The sequence below is a fragment of the Periweissella fabalis genome, assembly GCF_012396505.1.
Lineage (GTDB): Bacteria > Bacillota > Bacilli > Lactobacillales > Lactobacillaceae > Periweissella > Periweissella fabalis.
Map to the genome: position 1 here is coordinate 15,466 of NZ_JAAXPN010000007.1, position 22,237 is coordinate 37,702.

General features: G+C 38.3%; 19 protein-coding genes and 1 other annotated feature. Of the genes, 4 read left to right on the forward strand and 15 right to left on the reverse strand.

Going from position 1 to position 22,237, the window contains the following annotated elements:
• Positions 1–89: 89 nt before the first annotated feature.
• The 8 genes from HF964_RS06765 to HF964_RS06800 form a co-directional block, all read right to left on the reverse strand.
• Positions 90–560, reverse strand: a complete 471-nt coding sequence (locus HF964_RS06765; protein WP_168722293.1) for a hypothetical protein — start codon at positions 558–560, stop codon at positions 90–92.
• Positions 561–731: 171 nt separating this feature from the next.
• Positions 732–1,190 carry an SsrA-binding protein SmpB gene (smpB, locus tag HF964_RS06770; protein ID WP_168722294.1) on the reverse strand — a complete coding sequence of 153 codons (459 nt, stop codon included), beginning with the start codon at positions 1,188–1,190 and terminating at the stop codon, positions 732–734.
• Positions 1,191–1,216: 26 nt separating this feature from the next.
• Complete coding sequence (gene rnr, locus HF964_RS06775; protein ID WP_168722295.1) at positions 1,217–3,613, reverse strand: ribonuclease R; 2,397 nt, start codon at positions 3,611–3,613, stop codon at positions 1,217–1,219.
• 24 nt (positions 3,614–3,637) lie between these two features.
• Entirely contained in the window at positions 3,638–4,381 is a 744-nt protein-coding gene (locus HF964_RS06780) for an alpha/beta hydrolase (protein WP_168722296.1), read from the reverse strand.
• Positions 4,382–4,580: 199 nt separating this feature from the next.
• The gene (gene secG, locus HF964_RS06785) at positions 4,581–4,820 is read right to left on the reverse strand and encodes a preprotein translocase subunit SecG (RefSeq protein ID WP_168722297.1); all 240 of its coding nucleotides are present in this window, start codon (positions 4,818–4,820) and stop codon (positions 4,581–4,583) included.
• An 82-nt stretch (positions 4,821–4,902) separates the two neighbouring features.
• Entirely contained in the window at positions 4,903–5,457 is a 555-nt protein-coding gene (locus HF964_RS06790; protein WP_168722298.1) for a DNA-3-methyladenine glycosylase I, read from the reverse strand.
• Positions 5,458–5,816: 359 nt separating this feature from the next.
• Positions 5,817–8,477, reverse strand: a complete 2,661-nt coding sequence (locus HF964_RS06795; RefSeq protein WP_168722299.1) for a valine--tRNA ligase — start codon at positions 8,475–8,477, stop codon at positions 5,817–5,819.
• A gap of 46 nt (positions 8,478–8,523) precedes the next feature.
• Positions 8,524–8,748, reverse strand: a binding site (T-box leader).
• Between the two features lie 32 nt (positions 8,749–8,780).
• Complete coding sequence (locus HF964_RS06800) at positions 8,781–9,281, reverse strand: peroxiredoxin (RefSeq protein WP_168722300.1); 501 nt, start codon at positions 9,279–9,281, stop codon at positions 8,781–8,783.
• Positions 9,282–9,444: 163 nt separating this feature from the next.
• Here HF964_RS06800 and HF964_RS06805 point away from each other — a divergent pair, with 163 nt between their 5' ends.
• Together HF964_RS06805 and HF964_RS06810 are read left to right on the forward strand one after the other, a co-directional pair.
• Positions 9,445–9,921, forward strand: a complete 477-nt coding sequence (locus HF964_RS06805) for a PH domain-containing protein (protein WP_168722301.1) — start codon at positions 9,445–9,447, stop codon at positions 9,919–9,921.
• Positions 9,914–11,434 carry a PH domain-containing protein gene (locus HF964_RS06810; protein WP_168722302.1) on the forward strand — a complete coding sequence of 507 codons (1,521 nt, stop codon included), beginning with the start codon at positions 9,914–9,916 and terminating at the stop codon, positions 11,432–11,434. Before HF964_RS06805 ends, HF964_RS06810 begins: the two co-directional genes overlap by 8 nt.
• A 26-nt stretch (positions 11,435–11,460) precedes the next feature.
• On the opposite strand, the gene HF964_RS06815 is transcribed toward HF964_RS06810, so the two are convergent.
• The 4 genes from HF964_RS06815 to HF964_RS06830 are packed head-to-tail and all read right to left on the reverse strand — an operon-like array spanning position 11,461 to position 16,234.
• Positions 11,461–14,022, reverse strand: a complete 2,562-nt coding sequence (locus HF964_RS06815; protein WP_210727010.1) for a DNA translocase FtsK — start codon at positions 14,020–14,022, stop codon at positions 11,461–11,463.
• A gap of 59 nt (positions 14,023–14,081) precedes the next feature.
• Complete coding sequence (gene trmL / locus HF964_RS06820) at positions 14,082–14,597, reverse strand: tRNA (uridine(34)/cytosine(34)/5-carboxymethylaminomethyluridine(34)-2'-O)-methyltransferase TrmL (protein ID WP_168722303.1); 516 nt, start codon at positions 14,595–14,597, stop codon at positions 14,082–14,084.
• A gap of 40 nt (positions 14,598–14,637) precedes the next feature.
• Positions 14,638–15,363: a hypothetical protein gene (locus tag HF964_RS06825; protein WP_168722304.1), complete on the reverse strand. Its 726-nt coding sequence runs from the start codon at positions 15,361–15,363 to the stop codon at positions 14,638–14,640.
• 19 nt (positions 15,364–15,382) lie between these two features.
• A complete protein-coding gene (locus tag HF964_RS06830) occupies positions 15,383–16,234 on the reverse strand; it encodes a methyltransferase domain-containing protein (protein WP_168722305.1) in 852 nt (283 codons plus the stop codon).
• Between the two features lie 197 nt (positions 16,235–16,431).
• On the opposite strand from HF964_RS06830, the gene HF964_RS06835 reads away from it, so the two are divergent.
• Positions 16,432–17,451, forward strand: a complete 1,020-nt coding sequence (locus tag HF964_RS06835) for a lactonase family protein (RefSeq protein ID WP_168722306.1) — start codon at positions 16,432–16,434, stop codon at positions 17,449–17,451.
• 147 nt (positions 17,452–17,598) lie between these two features.
• On the forward strand, positions 17,599–18,231 hold the full coding sequence (locus tag HF964_RS06840; protein WP_168722373.1) for a copper homeostasis protein CutC: 633 nt from the start codon (positions 17,599–17,601) through the stop codon (positions 18,229–18,231).
• A 166-nt stretch (positions 18,232–18,397) separates the two neighbouring features.
• Here the strand turns inward: HF964_RS06840 and HF964_RS06845 are convergent, their stop codons facing one another.
• The 3 genes from HF964_RS06845 to HF964_RS06855 all read right to left on the reverse strand — a co-directional run bounded on the left by HF964_RS06845 (position 18,398) and on the right by HF964_RS06855 (position 22,071).
• A complete protein-coding gene (locus HF964_RS06845) occupies positions 18,398–19,327 on the reverse strand; it encodes a hypothetical protein (protein ID WP_168722307.1) in 930 nt (309 codons plus the stop codon).
• A gap of 350 nt (positions 19,328–19,677) precedes the next feature.
• Positions 19,678–20,895: a tRNA uracil 4-sulfurtransferase ThiI gene (gene thiI / locus HF964_RS06850; RefSeq protein ID WP_168722308.1), complete on the reverse strand. Its 1,218-nt coding sequence runs from the start codon at positions 20,893–20,895 to the stop codon at positions 19,678–19,680.
• 24 nt (positions 20,896–20,919) lie between these two features.
• Positions 20,920–22,071, reverse strand: coding sequence for a cysteine desulfurase family protein (locus tag HF964_RS06855; RefSeq protein ID WP_168722309.1), 1,152 nt, complete (start codon positions 22,069–22,071; stop codon positions 20,920–20,922).
• Positions 22,072–22,237: the final 166 nt, after the last annotated feature.

A 22,237-nucleotide genomic window follows, 5' to 3' on the forward strand; every position in this document is an offset into this window, starting at 1 on the left:
ACCAATAAATGAACTATCCCGCCGTAACTTTAAATCACGGCGGGATAGTTCATTTATATAATCATATTGTACCAAGTTAGCGTCTAGGCTTAAAAGAACTCTTGTGCCCCAAAATGATATGCACGCCCTTGAGTGAGGACATTTGTACCAATAAAGTTAGCACTAATCATTTGTAATGTGACAACATTATGCCCTTTTACACGTTGTACTTTTGTCTTAAAAGCATAGCCATTATCTGAGTAACGGTAACCTAATTGGTAAATTCCATCAGCATAGTAGTACATAAATCCATTTTTATTAACAGTGGCATTTTCGTTATCTATTTTAAAAGTGTTACCTGTAATTATAATCTTATGTTGTCGTTTATTATTATCAAAGAAGTACCAAGTACCTTGAATTTTTTTAGAAATAATTTGTGGGGTAGTAGGTGTCTTAATAACTTTACCAGCCGTTTGGTGGTTAACAACGGAAGCATTCGTATTTTGCACGCTAACCCCTACAAATAATGTGACAACTGCTAAACCGATTAAAATTGCAAATACTTTTTTCAATGATTTCATTTTCTTAACCTCCAAACGTTAATTTTATATGATTTTTTCTACACACTTATCGTAACACTTCTGTAACACAAAAGAAACATAAAACACAAAAATAACAAATAAATGTTTTTTATTACATAAAAATCAACAAAAAAAGCTATTTCCACATGGAAATAGCTTTTTTCTGTAATATTATCGATGTTTAAGCACCCGTTCAATTTCACGATTTTGTTCACGCTTCTTCAAATCATGGCGCTTATCATATTCATGTTTCCCCTTAGCAACCCCAATCAAGATTTTTGCATACCCATGTTTTAAATAGACTTTCAAGGGCACAATCGTCATCCCGGTTGCTTGCGTTTCTTTAATTAGTTTACTAATTTCCTTTTTATGCAAAAGTAATTTGCGAGGACGTAACGGATCCACATTAAAGCGATTACCCTGTTCAAAGGGGGCAATATGCACGTTAAGTAACGTTGCTTCACCGTTTTTAATTTGAATGTAACCATCGGCAATTTGAATCTTACCGGCGCGTACCGATTTGATTTCGGTTCCCGTTAAGACCATCCCCGCTTCATAAGTATCTTCAATAAAGTACTCATGGCGGGCTTTTTTATTACTAGCAAGAGCGTCATTTAGCTGATGGGCCATAAGCGACTCCTCCTTTTAATAATTAATTATGAACCACGCGTTGGGCTAGTTGGTTTCCGACGACCAAGGCCTTTTTGCCCTCGGCCACCGACTTTACCACCGCCGCCAAATTTTTCTTTGTTACCACCAAACTTGCCACCTTTATTAAAGTTACCAGGTTTATTGCTACTACGGTGATCATTAGGACGACGTTTGTCGCCGCCACGCCCATTACCACCGCGGTTATTACCGTTATTTTGTGGTTCTGGAGCCCGTAAAGTCGTTGTTGGGGCACTCTTTGGATCAACTAAGACAAAGTCAAGAGCACTTTGCGCTTTATCAACGCGGACCAAGCGAACCTTAACGTTTTGACCAATTTGGAAAATCCGGTGACTGCGACGACCAACTAATGCCATGTGTGAATCGATGTATTGGTAGTAATCATCAGTCATGTTTGAAATATGAATCAAACCTTCAACCGTGTTTTCAAGTGAGATAAACATCCCAAACTTCAAGACTGATGAAACAACGGCGTCAAATGTTTCACCAACGTGTTCTTCCATAAATTCAGCCTTCTTCATCGCATCCGTATCACGTTCGGTATCAACCGCACGACGTTCCTTTTGTGATGTATCTTCCCCAATTTGTGCTAATTTATCACGGTACTTGGCCGTGGCGTCTTCACCAAGACCATTCTTTTCGTACCATTTAATTAAACGGTGCACCGTTAAATCAGGATAACGACGAATTGGTGATGTAAAGTGGGTGTAGTATTCAGCTCCCAAACCAAAGTGACCAACTGGTTCGTTTGAATATTTAGCTTGTTTCATTGAACGCAACATCATCGTTGATACCATTCGTTCTTCTGGAGTTTCAGCTAATTCACCTAAAATACTTTGGAATAACTTAGGTGATAACTTATTTGGATCACCTTTAACTGGGTGACCTAACGCTTGCACAAATTCAAAGAAACTTTGTGCACGTTGACCATCTGGCGTTTCGTGAATCCGGTAAAGGAATGGTACGTGTAAACGATCAAAGTGTTCAGCAACTGTTTCATTAGCCGCTAACATAAATGATTCAATCATGCGTTCAGATAAACCACGTTCACGTAATTCAATATCCGTTGGCTTACCATTTTCATCAACAATAATTTTGGCTTCAGGTGCATCAAATTCAATGGCACCACGACGCTTACGTTTGGCAACCATGATGTGGTGTAACTCTTCCATCGCTTCAAACATTGGAACTAATTCTTGGTATTCCGCCCGTGTAGCTTCATCTTGATCAGTCAAAATTTTGTTAACCGCTTTATAAGTCATCCGGGCATGGGATTTCATCACAGAAGTGTATAACTTGTGGTTAACAACTTCCCCATTGCGATCAATTTCCATATCCGCTGACATTGCTAAGCGTTCTACCCCTGGGTTCAATGAAGCAATCCCATTAGAAATGTTCCGGGGCAACATTGGAATAACCCGGTCAGTTAAGTAAACTGATGTCCCACGATTATAGGCTTCAGCATCTAAAGGTGTACCTTCAACAACGTAGTTTGAAACATCGGCAATGTGGACCCCGAGATGGAAGTTGCCATTTGGCAATTTCCATACCACAACGGCATCATCCAAATCTTTTGATTCAATACTGTCAATTGTTACCAGCGTTTGATCAGTAATATCGACGCGATCGGCTTTTTCCGTATCCAAGACGTGGTCTGGAATCGCTTTGGCTTGTTCTAAAACTTCAGCTGGAAATTCGTGCGGTACATCGTGATTGTAGACAATTTGTAAGATATCAATCCCGGGTTCATCCTTGAAACCGATAACTTCCGTCACAACCCCATAAATTTCTTTAGGATTTTCTGCTGTTGGGTAAGTAACGATATCAGCCGTCACAACTTCACCATCTTGTGGTGTTAAACCAGCATCGGTTACAAAAAATTCATAAGTCAAAATCTTTTTGTCAGTTAACTTGATTGAACCAATAATCCCTGGTTTGTTTGAACCAAGACTAAATTGACCAACGACTTTTTCATAGTGGTGCGTCATAATTTCTGTAACTTTACCTTCTGGTCCACGGCTAGGATCAGTTGATTTACGAGTAATTTCAATGGCCACTTCATCCCCATTAAGAGCATTTAAAGTATTGGCTGGGCTAATAAAAACATCTAACTCGTTTTCATCGTATTTGACAAACCCAAACCCTTTTTCATTACTATGGAAAATTCCCATTTTTTGATTTTCAGGAGCAAAAGTAAATTCACCGGCTTCATTAACCATGACTTTTTTGTCACGTTCAAGTTGGGCTAATGCTTGGACCACCTTAGTAAATGCATTGGCATCATCCAAGCGAAGTCCATCTGTAAGTACTTGCGCCGAAAAGCTTTGAGTGTGGTTAGCTTTTAAAAAGCTTGCTAATTGCGCTTGCAAAGTTTGTTCGTTCATATATTTCCTCTTTCTCAACATTTTCTAAAGATTATCATCTAAAAAATGTAATACGTCAGCTTCTAATGCATGATGCGCTTCATTAACTGTCAAAACATGACCAGCATCCGGATAATACTGAATAGTTGGCTCCATTGGCAAGTGGCTGGCAAACGTCGCTGCACTCCCTAAATTAAGCATATTATCAGCTTCTCCTTGAGCAAGCAGCATCGGTTGGTAAATCTCACCCGCCCGCTTATTAACCATTTCTGACAAGTGGGTAATTTCTTCGATTTGTTTAGGAACCGCTAACCGCAATGCCCGATCATTAGTCATAATCGTTGCTTCAGCAAGTCCTTGTGCCCGATATGCTAAATTAGCATAGTAGATGAATTGATCATAAAAGTGCACCGTAACGTGCATGATGTATGGCGCACTAATCGCAATGCCAGTTTTAATATCCTGACATTCAGCTAACATCCAAGTGGCAATTAAGCCTCCTAATGAAAGCCCACACACAGCAACTTCTTTATATCCGCGATCACGAACATAACTAACCGCATCCCGGGCATCTTGTAACCAATCATCAATATTTTTGGTTAAAATATCCCGCGGTTCACCAGTCCCATGGCCAGCAAAATTCGCACAATACACCGCATAATTTTGCCGTTGTAGTGACCGTGCTAACATCCGCATATCGTTGGTTGAACCAGCATAGCCATGAAACATCACCACAGCCTTAGTTGCTGATTCATTTGCAAAGAAAAATGGTTTTGGTGCCTGATACATAAATTCATCCTCACATTCAAAGTTTATTTATGTTCCAATGCGTTTCTCTTCTCTCATCCTTGTAGCCATGCTTGCTACTTAACACCTTTTATCAACTATTTAAGCTCATAAAAAGCATCAAGGCCAGCAAAATCATTACTACAAGGCCATTATATATAAAAACCCCGGGCAAAGAACTACCTGGGGATTAATATTGTAATTATTTATGAGCTGATAAATAAACCAAAACTAATGCAATTACGAAAAATAATCCGCCAAGAATTGCGGTTGCCCGTTGCATAACGGCTTCAAATCCCCGAGCCTTGCGATTAGCAAATAATTCACCGGCTCCACCAGTCAATGCGTTCAATGCATCTTGTTGTTTAGATGGTTGCATCATTACCGCAATAATAATCAACACACTAATTACGAGCAATGCGCCTAATAAAATATCGTACACGTCTGTGGCCTCCGTTTATAATTTCAAATGACAATCTACCGTATACTTTAACATAATTAAAGGTTTTAAGCTAGTAAAATTGTTAGCCATGAAATGCACATGTTATTTCATGGTCATTTACTAATCCTGCCGCTTGCATGAAAGCATAGACGGTTTTTTCACCAACAAATTTAAACCCGGCTTTTTTTAACGCTTTTTGTAATTGTTGGGTGGCTGAAATACTCGTGGGAATAGTAGCCATCGTTGTAATCTGATGATCAATTACTTGATTATCCACAAATTGCCATACAAAATCTGTAAATGTTTGCCCTTGTGCTTGCAGCTTAACAATACATTGGGCATTGGTAATGGCTGCTAAGATTTTAGCCCGATGCCGCACAATTCCGGCATCTTGCATTAACCGTTCGACATCAACGGCCGTAAACTGGGCGACTTGATCAATCGCAAAATGAGCAAAAGCAGTTTGAAAATTAGCCCGTTTATTTAAAATCGTTTTGAAACTTAAGCCCGCTTGAAATAATTCCAAGACGAGACATGCGAATAATTTTTGGTCGCCATAAATTGGCTTACCCCATTCATGATCGTGATAGTTAACATAAAAACCTGGTTGCCCAGTAATCCATTGACAGCGTTGCATCGCTTACTCCTTTTGATTCACGTAACCTTTAGTCTGCCTCCTAATTCTAGCAAATTCACACTAATCTTTCAGCTTGTGAAAATATCCAATCGTGGAATTTTAAAGGGGATAATCATTATGAAGCTGACGTTTCTTCAAACGGTGTAATTTCAGTAGATGATTAATATAGTAAAAAAATGCTATAACTTAACTCTTTTTGAGTACTAAATTGCTGCCAAAATGCGCTCCAGAAGTCCGATATATTCGAATTACGACAAAATCCCCATGAAGAAAATTCTTCATGGGGATTTTTAGTGTATTTCTCGATATCGCCCGACTTCTGTCACGCTCTCTTTTTATTTACTAAATTTTAGATTACTTTAAGCGTTTTGTAATTCAGTTAAACGTGCTTGCGTAATAGCTAATTTTTCTTGCCAGTCAGCTAATTTTTGCCGTTCTTCAGCGACCACGTCTTCAGGGGCATTGTTAACAAAGCGTTCGTTACCAAGTTTACCTTCACCACGTTTTACTTCGCCTTGGAGCTTCTTAACTTCACCTTCAAGGCGTGCAATTTCATCTTTAATGTCAATCAATTCAGCAAGCGGAACATAAATTTCAGCTCCCGTAATAACTTGCGTCATCGCCAACTTAGGTGCCACTACATCAGCCCCAATTTGCATTGCCTTTGGATGTGCAAAACGGTTAATGTAATCTGCATTTTCGTTGAAAATTGTTTGCAAGTCCGCATCGTTGGTCTTGATTAACAAATCAATTGGCGTTGACATCGCTGCATTTGCTTCACTACGGATGTTACGTACGGCGGTAATTAAATCAACTAAGCTTTGGAATTGCTTTTCAGCAACTGGGTTAGCTAAAGTTTCATCATATGTTGGGTACGCCGCAACCACTAATGATTCACCGTTATGTGGCATTGATAACCAGATCTTTTCAGTTACAAATGGCATTGTTGGGTGAAGTAAGCGTAATGTTTGATCCAAGACGTAGGCCAAAGTATTTTGCACATTGGCTTTGGCTTTTACATCATCCCCATTTAAAGTTTCCTTCGTCATTTCGATGTACCAGTCAGCGAAATCATTCCAGATAAAGTTATAAAGGGCCCGATTAGCTTCACCAAATTCAAACTTATCAAACATCGTTGTTACTTGTTTAATCGTTGCTTGTAAACGTGAAACAATCCATTTATCAGCTAATGTTAAATCTTCTGTTGCTGGTAATTCAGGCTTGGTATTTTCATCAAGGTTCATGATTACGTAACGTGATGCATTCCAAATCTTGTTAATGAAGTTCCAAGCAGCATCCATCTTCGTGTATGAGAAACGAACATCTTGACCAGGTGTTGACCCAGTTGATAAGAACCACCGTAAGGCATCGGCACCGTACTTTTCAATCACGTCCATTGGGTCAATCCCGTTACCGAGTGATTTAGACATCTTGAGACCCTGTTCATCACGAATTAAACCGTGAATTAAAACATTCTTAAATGGCCGACGTCCAGTAAATTCTTTTGATTGGAACATCATCCGGGCAACCCAGAAGAAAATAATATCATAACCAGTAACTAAGGTTGAAGTTGGGAAGTAACGCTTAAAGTCTTCTTCATCAAGATCTGGCCAACCTAGCGTGGTAAATGGCCATAAGGCACTTGAGAACCATGTATCAAGCACATCGTTATCTTGTTCCCAGTTTTCAATATCCTTAGGCGCTTCTTCACCGACATAAGTTTCACCAGTTGTTTTGTTGTACCACGCTGGAATTTGGTGGCCCCACCATAATTGTCGCGAGATAACCCAGTCATGGATATCATCCATCCAACTAGTGAACGTATTTTCAAAACGTGCAGGGACAAATTCAACACGATCTTCACCCTTTTGCATGTCTAATGCTTGTTCGGCAAGTGGCTTCATCTTAACGAACCATTGCGTTGAAAGGCGTGATTCAATTTGTACCCCTGTCCGTTCTGAGTGCCCAACTGAGTGGACAATTGGTTCAATTGCGAGCATTAGACCAAGTTCTTCTAAGTCAGCAACAATCGCTTTACGGGCATCAAAACGATCCATACCGTTGTATTTACCGGCTAATTCATTCATTGATGCATCGTCGTTCATTGTGTTAATCCGTTGTAAGTTATGACGGTTACCAACTAAGAAGTCGTTAGGGTCGTGGGCCGGCGTGATTTTAACCATCCCCGTTCCAAATTCTGGATCAACATATTCATCCGCGATGATTTCAATTTCACGGTTGGCAAGTGGTAACATAACCTTCTTACCAACTAAGGCTTTGTAACGTTCATCACTTGGGTGAACAGCAACTGCCACATCCCCCATCATTGTTTCAGGACGTGTCGTGGCAATTTCAATATAATTTTTACCATCGTAAGTTACATCAGCATCAACAAATGGATACTTAACGTGGTAGAATGCTCCTTCATCATCTTGGTGAATAACTTCGATATCTGATAAAGCGGTCCGGGCTTGGGGATCCCAGTTAATAATGTATTCACCACGGTAAATTAAACCTTTGTTATACAAGTCAACAAAGACTTTCCGGACGGCTTTTGATAACCCTTCATCAAGGGTAAAACGTTCCCGTGAGTAATCAAGTGACAGACCTAATTTACCCCATTGGGCTTTAATGATTGAAGCATATTCATCTTTCCATGACCATACTTGGTCGATGAATTTTTCACGACCTAAGTCATAACGAGTGATGCCTTCTTCACGTAATCGTGCTTCAACTTTCGCTTGTGTGGCAATCCCAGCGTGGTCCATTCCTGGTACCCAGACAGTATCAAAACCTTGCATCCGTTTTTGCCGCACAATCATATCTTGTAAAGCCGTATCCCAGGCGTGACCTAAGTGGAGCTTACCAGTCACGTTAGGTGGTGGAAGCACAACTGAATATGCGTGTGCTGTTTTGTCTCCTGAAGGTTTAAATAAACCAGCTTCATTCCAAGCTTGGTAACGGCCCGCTTCAACAGAAGTTGGATCGTATTTGGTTGACATATCAATATCTTTTGCCATAATAATTCCCTTTCTAAAATAAAAAACCGTCCCGATTGCTAAATGCAATCAGGACGGCTGTAAAAGTCGTGGTACCACCTGAATTGACCGCTCAAATTATTGAGGGTCCACTCTAACAATAGTAACGGATTGTTAAACCGCTAATTCCTACTATTAGTTCAGAATCAGATGCATGTAAGCTACCTTCGTAAGTTCTTATCAAAGTTTGCACCAACCACCTTGTCGCTAAAATTAAGAATACTTACTAATCCTCTTACATCGTTGCATTTATATTAACATTTTCAAAAAATATCCGCTACTACTTTATTTAGCTAAAATTTCATCCAACTTAGCTTGTGCATCAGCGTAATCTGGTTCAGTACCAGTAATTTCAACAATTTGACGGTAAACGATTTGACCGTTTTCATCAATAATGTAAATTGAACGTGCATCAAAAGCAGTTGCTTCAATAAAGAGGTTCATTGCGTAACCAAATGATTCTTCTTTATCTGAAAGCATCTTCATGTTTTCAACACCCTCAGCAGCACACCACTTAGTTTGTTCTTCAACTGAGTTAGTTGAAACTGTAATAAAGTTAATGTCGTTGTACTTATCAATAACTTCGTTAAAGTGCTTTGTTTGTAAAGCACAGATGTTAGTTTCGATGTTTGGTACCACACTAATCAAAGTAACCTTACCTAATAAATCAGCTGTCTTAACTTTGTTACCTTCTGCGTCGATTAACTTAAAGTGTGGCAATTCCATTCCTACTGAAACTGGTTCACCAACTGTTTGAAATTTGTCTTCGCCTACGAAAATGTCCATGTGTATCCACCTCATTGTAATTTAGATTACTTAAAGTTTAACACGTTACAGAAAGAATCGACAATATCTAAATGTCATCGCATGCAATTTGGTTATCCTGGTTGGTTATCTTGGTGATTTATGTTATCATTTTATAAATTTTTGTTATATGAATGGAGCCATTATGAATCAAACAAAAGCATTACCTAAACAAATTATTCCAGTTTGGCTAGTTAGCAAAGTCATCGGCTTAATCATTTTACTAATTATCTGCAGTGTGGCTTGGTACGTTAGTCAACGTTTTCTACCAATCATTACCCCCTATGTTTTAATCGTTGCGGTCCTTGCTCTGTTACTTGATATTATTAATATCGCCCTCGTGCCCTACTATTATCGTTTCTGGCGCTATGAAATTAATGCTGATTTTGTCTTCATTCAATCCGGTTTCTTTATTCGCCAACAACGCACAATTCCGATCAATCGGATTCAAAACGTCGATTTAGAACAAGGCCCCCTCTTACAAATGGCGCATTTAAAAGAACTTAAAGTAGTCACCGCCGCCGATGGCTTTTCAATTTCCGGGATTACGGAGGCTGAAGCTGATAGCTTACGTAACCAAATTGTCAAAGCTGCACGAAAGGCTAGGGAAGAAAATGCCTAAACGTTTACACTGGTTACTAGTCCCCATCACGGTCATTAATAGCTTAATTAATTCCGTCTTTATTTTTGTTATCCTAATCTTTATCGCTAGTACTTTTAATTTGCCCAAGCCCATTTTATTTGGCCTTTGCATAATATTAGCCCTCTTAATTATTGCTTTGCCGATTATTAACTACTTCAAAACCACCTATGCGCTCGAAGCCCAAGAATTTAGTTTTAAAACCGGCGTGATTATTAAACAAGCCCGGCATATGCCATATACGCGCATTCAATCTATCGAACGAATTCAACCATGGTATATGCAAATCTTTAAACTAGTTGAATTAAAAATTGAAACCGCTAGTCAAGATGATGAACCAATTGTATTAAAAGCCCTCACCATTGCCGCGGCTGATGAAATCGAGGCCACCCGTAATCAACGCCAACACAGCCCAATACCAGGACAAGTTGAAGTACTTTATCCCCAGACAACTGGTAGCGATACGCATGAAGCGATGGTCAAGCAACCGACGACGCCTAACCCCAAAAACGATATCAGTTACGCCATTAACATGCACGAACTCATGATTTACGGCTTAACTTCATTAGGGATTTTACCGGGGATATCAATTTTATTTTTACTATATTCCCATCTGTCAGAAATTATTCCCAAACATTTTCTTAATCAAGTCAATCAATTAGTTGTTAAAAATTCCGTGATTGCGATTGTCGCGTTGACTATCTTAGCGATTATCTTTGGGATGTTTTTGAGCTTGTTACAAATTTTGAATCGTTATTACCACCAAGTTGTGACCCGTAATAACAATACTTTTAGCATTAGCAAAGGTTTTTTCAGTAAAACTACGGTCCATTTTGATCAACGTAAAATTCAAGGGATCACGATTGAACAATCATTTTTACGGCGGTTATTTAAATTATATACTGTTAAATTATTCATTTCTGGCTCTGACAAACAAGAAGATGCCAATGATAAATCCCTCGTCTTAATTCCCGTCATTGACCAACTTAATCTTCCAGTCGTCTTAAAAAACTTATTACCGGAATATGAATTTGAGTTTAATCAGTTAGGTCGGGATAATGCCAAATCGCACTTTTGGAATTTTTGGCGGATTGGCTGGCTGTGGTTTTGCTGGTTACCACTTGTGCTTATCCCAATTTATTATGGTTGGTACATTCCCGTAATTATCATTGGGATTATCATTATTATCACTTGTATTACCGTCTGGGCATGGTTGGACAACACTGAAACTAAATATGCGATATTCGCTGATCAGTTAAATATCCAAAATAATGTCTTTATGACGAAAAAAATATTTTTACTACGAGCTAACAAGCTCCAACTGATCAATCATCACCAATCAATCTTTATGGTACATGGTAACACTCATCATTTAGATTTTGTCATTCGTGAAGGTAGTCATGCTGCTAGTTTAACGTTACGTTATTTAGAAGCTAACGAAAATGAAAAACTCCAAACGTGGTATAGCCAACAAGTCCTTAGTGAAAACAAATAAAAACCAGACGCGACTGCGTCTGGTTTTTATTTAGCATCATCTAATGATTGTAAGTACACTTCACGAGGTTTTGAGCCATTATTTGGCCCAATATACCCTTCGGCTTCTAATTGATCAATAATGCGAGCAGCCCGGTTATAACCAAAACCAAAGCGCCGTTGCAATAATGACGTTGAGGCTTTTTGTTCACGAACAATGAATTCTAAAACTTCATTCCATTGTGTATCATGGGCTGGTGCACCATTATCACCGTCGCCACCGTCCGTTTCAGATTCAATTTCTTCAGTAATTGAGTCATCGTAATCAGCCGTGGTTTGCGCTTTAATGAAATCAACTAGATTGTTAACATCGCGGTCGGAAATAAAGGCCCCTTGCACCCGTTGCGATGGTTTCCCACTTGGTTCAAATAACATATCCCCATGACCAAGGAGTTGTTCGGCCCCATTTTTATCCAAAATCGTCCGTGAATCCATCCCTGAGGCCACCGCAAAGGCAATCCGAGATGGCACGTTAGCTTTAATCAAGCCGGTGATAACATCAACGGTTGGCCGTTGGGTGGCCAAAATCATATGAATACCAGCCGCCCGGCCTAGTTGGGCAATCCGAATAATTGGTTGTTCAACTTCAGATTTAACTTGAATCATCAAATCGGCCATTTCATCAACCACAACCACAATATATGGCATCTTAACGTAGCCCGTTTGATGTTCACCGTTGTAAGCTTCGATTTGCTTATTATATTCACTAATCTTACGTACACCCACGGTTGCGAGGAGTTTGTAGCGATCGTCCATGATTTTAGCGACTTTTTGTAAGGCCCGCGCCGCTTTCCTTGGATCAGACACGACTGGCGTTAACAAGTGTGGAATATCATTATAAATTGATAATTCCACTTGCTTAGGATCGACCATCACCATTTTCAAATCACTTGGTTTATTTTTCATCAATAAACCCGCGATAATCCCGTTAATTGCCACTGATTTACCAGAACCTGTTTGCCCGGCAATTAACAAGTGTGGCATCTTCCCAATATCGGCCGTGACCACTTCACCCGTAATTCCACGACCAATTGGCACTTCAAGTTGTCCTTCATCATCTTGCGGTGAATTTTCAAAAACATCCCGAAAACCAATCATCGCTTGATGTGCATTCGGTACTTCAATCCCAACTAATGATTTACCCGGAATTGGTGCTTCAATCCGCACACTTGTTGCGGCTAAGGCAAGGGCCAAATCTTGCGCTAGCCCGGTAATTTTAGATAAGCGCGTCCCAATGGCCGGTTTAATTTCATATTGAGTCACAGTTGGGCCTAAAGCGACCGATTCAACCGTCACATCGATATTAAATGATTTAAGCGTTTGTTGGAGAATTTGTGATTTTTCTTTAATTTGTTGGTAATCCGCTGATTGATCCGTTTGCTTAACTTGATCCAACAAATTAGTTGATGGTAATTGATAAGCTTGCTCATCAAAGCCATTTTCACTTGGACTAGCCATCGTTGGGACTGGTAGTTGGACATCATTTGATTCAACATCAGTTGGTAAATCAAACTCATCTGCTGCCACCGGTTCAGGCGTTGGTTTAGTTGTCCAGTCACTCGTTGGTACTACTGGACTAGTCTCTTCCATGGTTGATGCTGCCATAGATGCAGTACTCTGTTTATTAAAGATTGGTTCAATTGGCGCAAGTGATTGATCTAAGTGCTTAGTATCAAACGTTGAAATTTTAGGTGTAACCATGTCCGAGTCCGATGCTAAACTATCAGCAGCCTTATTATCTGGTGCCATCGCTTTTGGCGTTGGTAATGGTTTGGATGCTGGAAATAAATCTTGATCTAAAATATTATCAATTCGGGCTTGACGTTCAGCTTCCCGAGTGGCTTCAAGTTCAGTTTTAATTTGTTCGGTACGCTTTTGTAATTCTTCACTAACTTTTTGGGCCGATTGAGCGGTTTTGTGGCCAAAAATTCCTAAGCTATTAAAGAAAATTCCCAGTGTTTTTTGTAATGGTAAATCAAATAAAACAATAATCCCGGCAATAATTAAGCCAATCGCAATGACAATCGTGCCCCAATTAGCGACAAGTGGACCGACTAAGCCATACAATAAAGCCCCAATAACACCTCCACCAACGTCACTTTGAACTAAATGATTAACCATATCTGATTTAATTGCGTTACTTAGAACCGTTAATTTACCACTATGAACGTTAGCGTTTGTAAAAAATAATAAAGATTGCCATATTAGAACACCAATATAAGTCAAAGTAAACCCGCCATAAACACGGCCCTTAAGATTAACCCATTTACCATAAACAGCGAAGTATAAAAATAAAATTGCTAAAAAACTAGCAAATACTTGATATGAATTTCCAACAATATATCGTAAGCCATTAGCTAAAAGTATGCCTACTTCACCAGCCTTTAAAATTGCTAATAATAAAATAAAGACTAACACAACCCCAATTAAATTATTACGATAGATAAATGCTTCACTTTTATTTTGCGTACTCCGTGGTTTAGCCTTGGACTTAGTTTTTGTCGTATTACGCTTACGTGCATTAGTTGTAGCTTGTTTTTTGACCGGCATCTTTGACCTCCTTTCAAACAAAACGCGCCTATAGTATACAGGCGCGTTCCATAACTCTATTAATCCTTCAATTTGTCATTTTCGTATAAGTGCGTTGTTTCCAAATTTGGAAAATCTTGCTGGCGTAACGCTTCGTAAATAACGATGGCTGCTGAATTAGCTAAATTCAAACTACGAATATGCTCATCGTCTTGAGGAATTCGAATCGCTTTTTCAGGATTTGCGCGCATAAAGGGCTCTGGTAACCCTGTTGTTTCCTTACCAAATAAGAAATAGTAATCTAAATCTTCATTAGTATAATCAACTTGGTGATAACTTTTCTCAGCAAATTTTGAAACTAGGTATAAACGATCGTTTTCCCCAAGTGATTCAACAAAGGCAGGTAAATTCTTATGGTATTTGATTTCAACTTTATCCCAGTAATCCAAACCAGCTCGTTTCATCATCTTGTCGTCAGTTGAAAAACCCAGAGGCTCGATTAAATGTAACACAGTATCAGTTCCAGCGCATGTACGAGCAATATTTCCAGTATTTGCTGGCATTAGAGGTTCAAATAAAACAATATGATTTTTCATTAATCTTAATTTCCTTTTTTAATAATAAATAATATAAATACTAGTTTACGCCTAATTTCCCATTAGCGGCTACTAAAAATGACTGCAATGCATTACTATCCGTAAAAGTATTTTCATCAGCCGTATAACTAGTATACGCTGCCTTATCATTGACCTTAGTTAATTTATTAGCATACATCGTACTAGTAAACTTAACTTGTGATGGGATACTGTTACCATTAACTTTGGCTAATCCTAGACCATTTAATAATTGTAAAGTTGCAATTTTTTGTTGAGCATCATTTGAATGTAAATAGCGATTAGCATCAATAAAGTAAACCGGGACTCGGGTATGCAAAGTACTGTGGTCCTTTTTTAGTATTTGCGCTAATTGTTGTACCCGCATATCACTACTGTCACCAACAATTAAGTATAATGCTTGCGTTTTACCATAGATGTCTTTGATATACTTATCAGGTGCGATTTCAGTAGCTGCTTCACCAAAAATATTACTTGGCTGTATTTGGCTACTAGCTGAGGACATCTTACTTGTCTTATCTGATTTAGTAACAGCTTGACTAATTGCCTCTTCAGTTGATTTATTATGGGCTTTTTTATTAAATTGTAAGCCATCTAATACTAGAATTATAACCACAATAACTAATAACATACTGATTATTTTAGTACGTGTCAATCGTTTCCTATGTACTTCTGCTTGGTATGCTTGTGTCTCGCGCTCATGGCGAGTTTGTGTACCTTTCAACATATCAGGTTCTTTTTTTGTCATTTTCCCTCCAACCCCAATCTTAACTAAAATGCGTAATTAATAATTGAACATCCACAGTAACACTTGTTAATGATGTTTGTTCTGCCATTGCTTGTGCTTCTGGACGTGCCCCCCAATGTAACGGGGTCATGTGTAATAAATCAGCATATAAGTCTGTTGGAATAGTCCATTGATACGTCACATCTTTAATTTCCGTATTCGGATAATTTTGCATAAACAAATCAACAACTTGGTGATTATCATATGTATGATGTTTTGAACCTTCAGGATAAAGCATTTCGCGGAGTTCGCGTAAATAAAAACGGTTGGGCACCACTTTAACAAGCATCCCATTAGGTTGAATTACCCGATTAAATTCAGCGTACGCACTTGGCGAAAAAAATTCCACAATACTTGAAAATGTCGCATCTGCAAATGGCAATTGTGCTAAATCTGCCACCGCAAAAAATGCCTGTGTTTCAAGTTGCGTTGCTAAATTGACTCCGGCTTTACTAATATCAAACGCAATCGCTGTATCAACATTACCGCGTTGGGCCAATAACTTCGCAAATGGAGTTCCTTCACCCGTTCCAACATCTAAAATTGTTTGTGACGTTGTTGGCAATGCTGTGGCAACGGCATCAACAATACCGTCAAATAAACCCGCAGTTAAAACTTTGCGCCGTGACGCCAACATCGCATCATCATATTCAGTATTTACTGCATGATTTAAAAAATATAGCGTACCTTTTTTTGATAAATCAAAAGCATGTTGGTTTACACAACTAACCGTGTTGCCAACAACCTTAGTAAATGCTGTTTGACAATTTGGGCATTGGAATAATGCCAAATTTTCTTGGACAAATACGCGTCCTTTATCTATTTTTTTCATAATAACCTCATTTACTTAATTTCCATTATTAAGTATACATTATTCCACAATTATTAGCATCTCAGTATTAATTCAAATCATAACCTAAGCCTATCAAGATTTCATTTTCATATTCAGTAAAATACGCTTTTATAAATATTTTTCTGTTATAATGAAAGCGTTATCGATATAAATAAATTTTTGGAGGCACATTTACGATGCAAGAAAAAATTCTCTTTGGTACATACACCAAAAAAACGTCTGAGGGTATTTACGAAGCTATTCTTGATACTCAAAAGCGTGAACTAATTGATGCCACACTGGTTGCTAAGGTAGGTAATCCAACTTATCTTGCTACCTCAAAAGCCGGTAAAATCTACAGTGTTGATAAGCACGGTGATCAAGGTGGAATCTTTGTACTAGATAATACAACTCGTCCAACTACTAAGCTATCAGAACACATGTTGGAAGCAGCCCCTGCTTATGTTGCTGTTGATGAGGCACGTCAATTAATTTATGCCGGTTACTACCATATTGGTTTAACAGAAGTCCTTAAAATCAATGGTGACAGCCTTGAATTAGTTGATTCTATTAAAAATGAAGGCCACGGCCCTCGCCCAGAACAAGCTTCAGCCCACGTGCACTTTACTGGTTTGACACCTGATCAACGGCTTGTTGTTGTTGATCTTGGTTCTGACCGAGTTGATACGTATGATGTTGTTGATTCAGGTAAATTAACACATGCAGCAACACTAATCACTGAAGCTGGATTTGGCCCACGTCATATTCGTTTTAACCCTGATGGTACGCATGCTTACTTGCTTGGTGAACTTTCATCTAAATTAAGTGTCTTAACTTACAACCAAGCTGATGGTAGTTTTAAAGTTGAACAAACAGTTTCAACTCTCCCAAGTGACTGGACAGAATTTAATGGTGCAGCTGCTATTCGTGTATCCAAAGATGGCAAGTTTATTTACACATCTAATCGTGGTCACAATTCAATTGCAGTCTTTGCAATTACTGAGAATGGTAATCACGTTGAATTAATTCAAACTATTAGCACGGAAGGTGAGTTCCCACGGGACTTTGATCTTAATAGCACTGAAGAATTCGTTGTTGTTGCTAATCAAGATACTGATAATGTATCATTACTTAGCCGTGATGCTACCACTGGTAAGTTGAGCTTAGTCCAAAAAGACTTTAGCCTTCCTGAAGGCGTCCGAGTACACTTCGAATAAGCTAATTTTTAAAACGAACCTGGTAACAGATTCGTTTTTTATTTACCACTATTTTTAACATGCTTGCTTTAGATAGTTTGGCGTAGGCGCTTTTTTTTGATACAATTATCTAACTAACAAGATGAACAGGAGTTATTAAATATGGCAATTATTAAAGAAGCTTGTGTCGCAAATTTTCCAGCGATTGTACAAGCAATTCAAAATGGTGCTGATCGTATTGAATTAAATGCTGATCTTGCCGTCGGTGGTGTTACTCCATCAAAAGGGATGATTGCTGAGGCAATTAAATATGTCCACGATCATGATAAAGAAATTACCGTGATGATTCGTCCCCGCAAAGGTGATTTTATTTATAATGACATCGAGCTTAAAATTATGGAAGCTGACATTCTTGAAGCTCAACAACTAGGAGCTGACGGTGTCGCTTTTGGGGCATTAACTGTAGATAACGCACTCGATGAAGATGCAATGGAAAACCTAATTGCAGCTGCTGGGGGCATGACAATCACAATGCATATGGCATTTGATGCTCTTGATCACGAAGAACAACTCCATGCAATTGACTGGTTAACTGATCATGGTGTTGAACGAATCTTGACGCACGGTGGTGCCCTTGAAACACCAATTGAAGATAATATCAACCACTTAAAAGAACTTTTAGCCCATGCTGCTAACCATATTGCTATTTTACCGGGTGGTGGTATTACAAGTGCAAATTATGAAAGTATTGCTAAATCACTAACTGTTTACCAAGTTCACGGTACTAAAATCGTCGAATAACTATTTAAAAATAGCTGTCACAGCCATTCCAATGTGGTAATAGTTTTATAGAACTAGAAAATCCCGACTGAATTTAAAAAATTCGATCGGGATTTTTGTATTTTATACTGGTAGCTGCCTTTTGGAACACAATCTAGCAGCAGATTACTACTAAATTTTATTGATGTTAATTTTTTAAAGTATTAAGTGCACAAACAGCCAATATCCGATCAAATTGGTGCCAAGTATTAGTATCAATGTTAGTTGTTGAAATAATAGTTTTAACAATTACTTGTAATTGATTACCTATCCCTAAAAATGTTTCATTTGTTGGTTTCCAGCTTTCAATAACAATCACTGTTGGGCTAATTAATAATAAATCAGGATCATCATAGATTAGCGCCGTTAAAAAACTTGTGTTATTACAAATAGCATCCAACGCACCTATATTAGGCATATCTTTTCGTAAGGCTGTTTTTAATTTCTCTTCTAAATTTTTTATTTTATTATTGTCAGCTAACAGCGGCTTACTTTCTAATATTACTGGTTGTGCCATTTGACCACGATATAATTCTACTATCATGGATTCTACGAGTTGATTATCTTGCCAAAATAATGCTTGATATTGTGCCGTAAACCGATTATCCACGCCTTGGCTATGACTTAATTTTTGGGCCAAGACATCACTAATTAACTTATTAAACTGCTTGTTTGACGGTATGCAGTCCAACGTAAAATATGCATTCACCGTAAACTCTTTTTTTATAAATCTTAACAATTTAGGCCCTAATTTCGCCAACATGAGATAATATTGATAATCTAGCCTTATTAACTGTATCAAAACTAATCTGATGAGACGTGTTAAGTCTAAACACTGGACTTTAGTTGGTTCAATAATACGTTGTGCAATAATATCATCTAATAATGTCGTTAACCATATCTCACTCAAGTTACGTTCTGTAATCGTTAATACTTGATTAGTTAAATACCAGCGAACGCGCATAAATTCTTGGAATTGTTGTGCATTAAACGGAGCTAGTTGTTGGTTTTGTTGTTGTCTAATTCGATGTTTTTGCTGAATTAGCTTCTTTGTTTGGGCTTTACCACCACTTCGCATGTTATTACTCCTAGCAATGTTTAACTTCCATTATAGTCATTTTTAGATAAAAGAAAAGAGCTGTAGGATTACCCTACAGCTCGATTTGGCATTTTGCTTGAATAACCGGTCAAGCCCGGGGAATTATTTCTAATTCCGTCACGGCAGTACTCCACTAATAAATTAGTGTAGTCATGAGTAGAAAAGGTAGATTCCACAATCCCCTTAACAAGCACCCACAATTCGGTGGTATATGTGCCCTGCCTTCGAAAACCACTAGGCAATTACTTGCACCGGTAAAACCAGCTGGTTATTCTCGACTCATCGCATAAAGTAATAATAGCATATTGACATGACCTATGCAACATTTTTTACAACAACTCGGCAAAAATATCCTCGTCCGGATTCAAATAATTTTCACCAGGCTTAATAGTCACAATTTTTGTGGCTGCTAAAGCACGTTCCATTAAACCTTCAACGTCAATTAATTCTTCAAATTGGCGAGCCTTTTCTAAATTAGGGCGTGTTTTGGGTGATGGTGGTGCAAAAATTGTACAACAATCTTCAAATGGCATAATTGATAGATCAAAAGTACCTATTTCTTCAGCCACTTTAATAATTTCAGTTTTATCCATTGAAACTACAGGCCGAATAACCGGCATTGTTGTTACATCGTTAATTGCCATCATTGATTCCATTGTTTGTGATGCAACTTGCCCTAATGCTTCACCATTAAAAATTGCCATTCCACCACGCTTTTCAGCCATGGCAACACTTAAACGTAACATCAATCGACGTTGAACCGTCATTAAATATCCTTCTGGAACTTTCTCTTTAATTGTTTCTTGAATTTCAGTAAATGGAATTTGAATAAACTTGATTGCTCCAACTGATTGCGAAAGCACTTCAGTCAATTGCTTAGATTTAGCTAAGGCTTGCTCAGTTGTGTATGGAGGGCTAAAGAAGTGAATCATTTCCATATCAACTCCACGTTTCATACCAAGATACGCCGCAACTGGTGAATCAATTCCACCAGAAAGCATCATCATCCCCTTACCAGCTGTTCCAACTGGAAAACCACCAGCACCTTTAATCGTTTCACATGAAATGAAAATACCATTTTGCCGAACATCGACTAAAATTTCAATATCTGGATTTTTAACATCAACCGTTAAATCTGGAAAAGCCTCGTATACAGCACTACCCACCTCTCGGTTGATAGCATTCGTATCCATTGAAAATTCTTTATCAGAGCGCTTAGTACTAACTTTAAAAGTCATTCCTGGCTTTACTTGTTCTTGCATCATTTCAATAGCTGCTGCATATACGGCATCAATTTCTTTTCGCAATTGTACTACTGGTGAAAATGTTTGAATCCCAAAAATAAGCTTTAATCGCTTCATAATTGGTTCCGGATCGGTTCCATTTAAAACGACATGCATTCGATCACGCTTAGGGTAAACATGTACCTCTGGAAAATCATGCAAAGCACGCATTGTATTTGAGCCCAAGCGATTGATAAAATCTTTAATATTTTTACCTTTTGTTGACAGTTCACCATAGCGAACCATAATTTCTGTATATTCCAAAGTATACCTCTTTCTAATTGACTTTTATTTAGTCATGATCTTACCAAAGCCAGCATATATACTATCAAAAGCGCGATTAAATGCTTGTGCTTCAGCAATGGTATTAGTTGCATCAAGAGACACACGGACAGCTGATGTTGCTAACTTTTCTGGTGTATGCATTGCCATCAATGTACCTGATACTTGTTCTTTTTTTGAAGAACAAGCTGACGTTGTTGAAATGTAAATATCCTGCTCTTCAAAAGCATGTACAATCGTTTCTCCCCGAACACCAGCTATTGCAAATGTTAAAATATGTGGTGCAAAATGTTCATCCATTCCAGAAAAAATTGTAATATTTGGTTGATCTTTAATATGCTCAATAATGATCTTACGAACTGCTTGTTCTTGTTGATTTTTACTTTGTTCGTTAGTTGTGACGATCCGTAATGCTTTAGCCATTGCAGCAATTGCAGGGACATTTTCAGTACCTGAGCGTAAATTACTTTCTTGCCCACCACCTGACATTAATGGTGCTATTTTTTTACCAGCTTTCATATAAATAAAGCCAGTCCCACGTGGTGCATGAAATTTATGCCCTGAAAAAGTTGCAAAATCTACTCGAGGATTTAAAACTAAATCCCAAAGACCCTTCCCAACTGCTTGGACAGCATCAACGTGAAAATGAATTTTAGGATAGTCAGCTAAAACCGCACCAATTTCATCAAGTGGTTGAATTGAACCGACTTCATTGTTTACGGCCATAACTGATACTAAAATTGTATCTGGACGAATCGCAGCAGCAACATCATCGGCACTAACACGACCAGACTTATCAACTGGTAAATATGTTACTTCATAGCCTAACTGTTCAAGTTGCTGCATTGTATTAATTACAGCTGGGTGCTCAATTTGGGTAGTAATTAAATGCTTACCAAAATCACGTTTGGCTATTGCTGTCCCTTTTATTACCCAGTTATCACCTTCCGTACCACCTGAGGTAAAGAAGATTTCATGCTTTTTCACACCTAAAATATCGGCAATTTGTTGGCGTGATTGACTTAATAACTTATCGGCCTTTTCACCAAAATTATGCAATGAACTTGGATTGCCCCAAATACTTTGCGAAACTTTCGTATAGGTCTCTAAAACTGAAGCATCAGCTTGCGTTGTTGCTGAATTATCAAAATAAATCATGAATAACTACTTCTTTCTAATTAAAATCGCTGGCTGATTGAAACACTCATTAATAATAAGGAATTTTGAAGCGTTTGTGAAGAGCAATGCTCAATAAAACTAGCATTATGAGAAATATTTAGCTCTTTGTAATGAAATATCCTTATTCCACGTATAAGTTACTTAA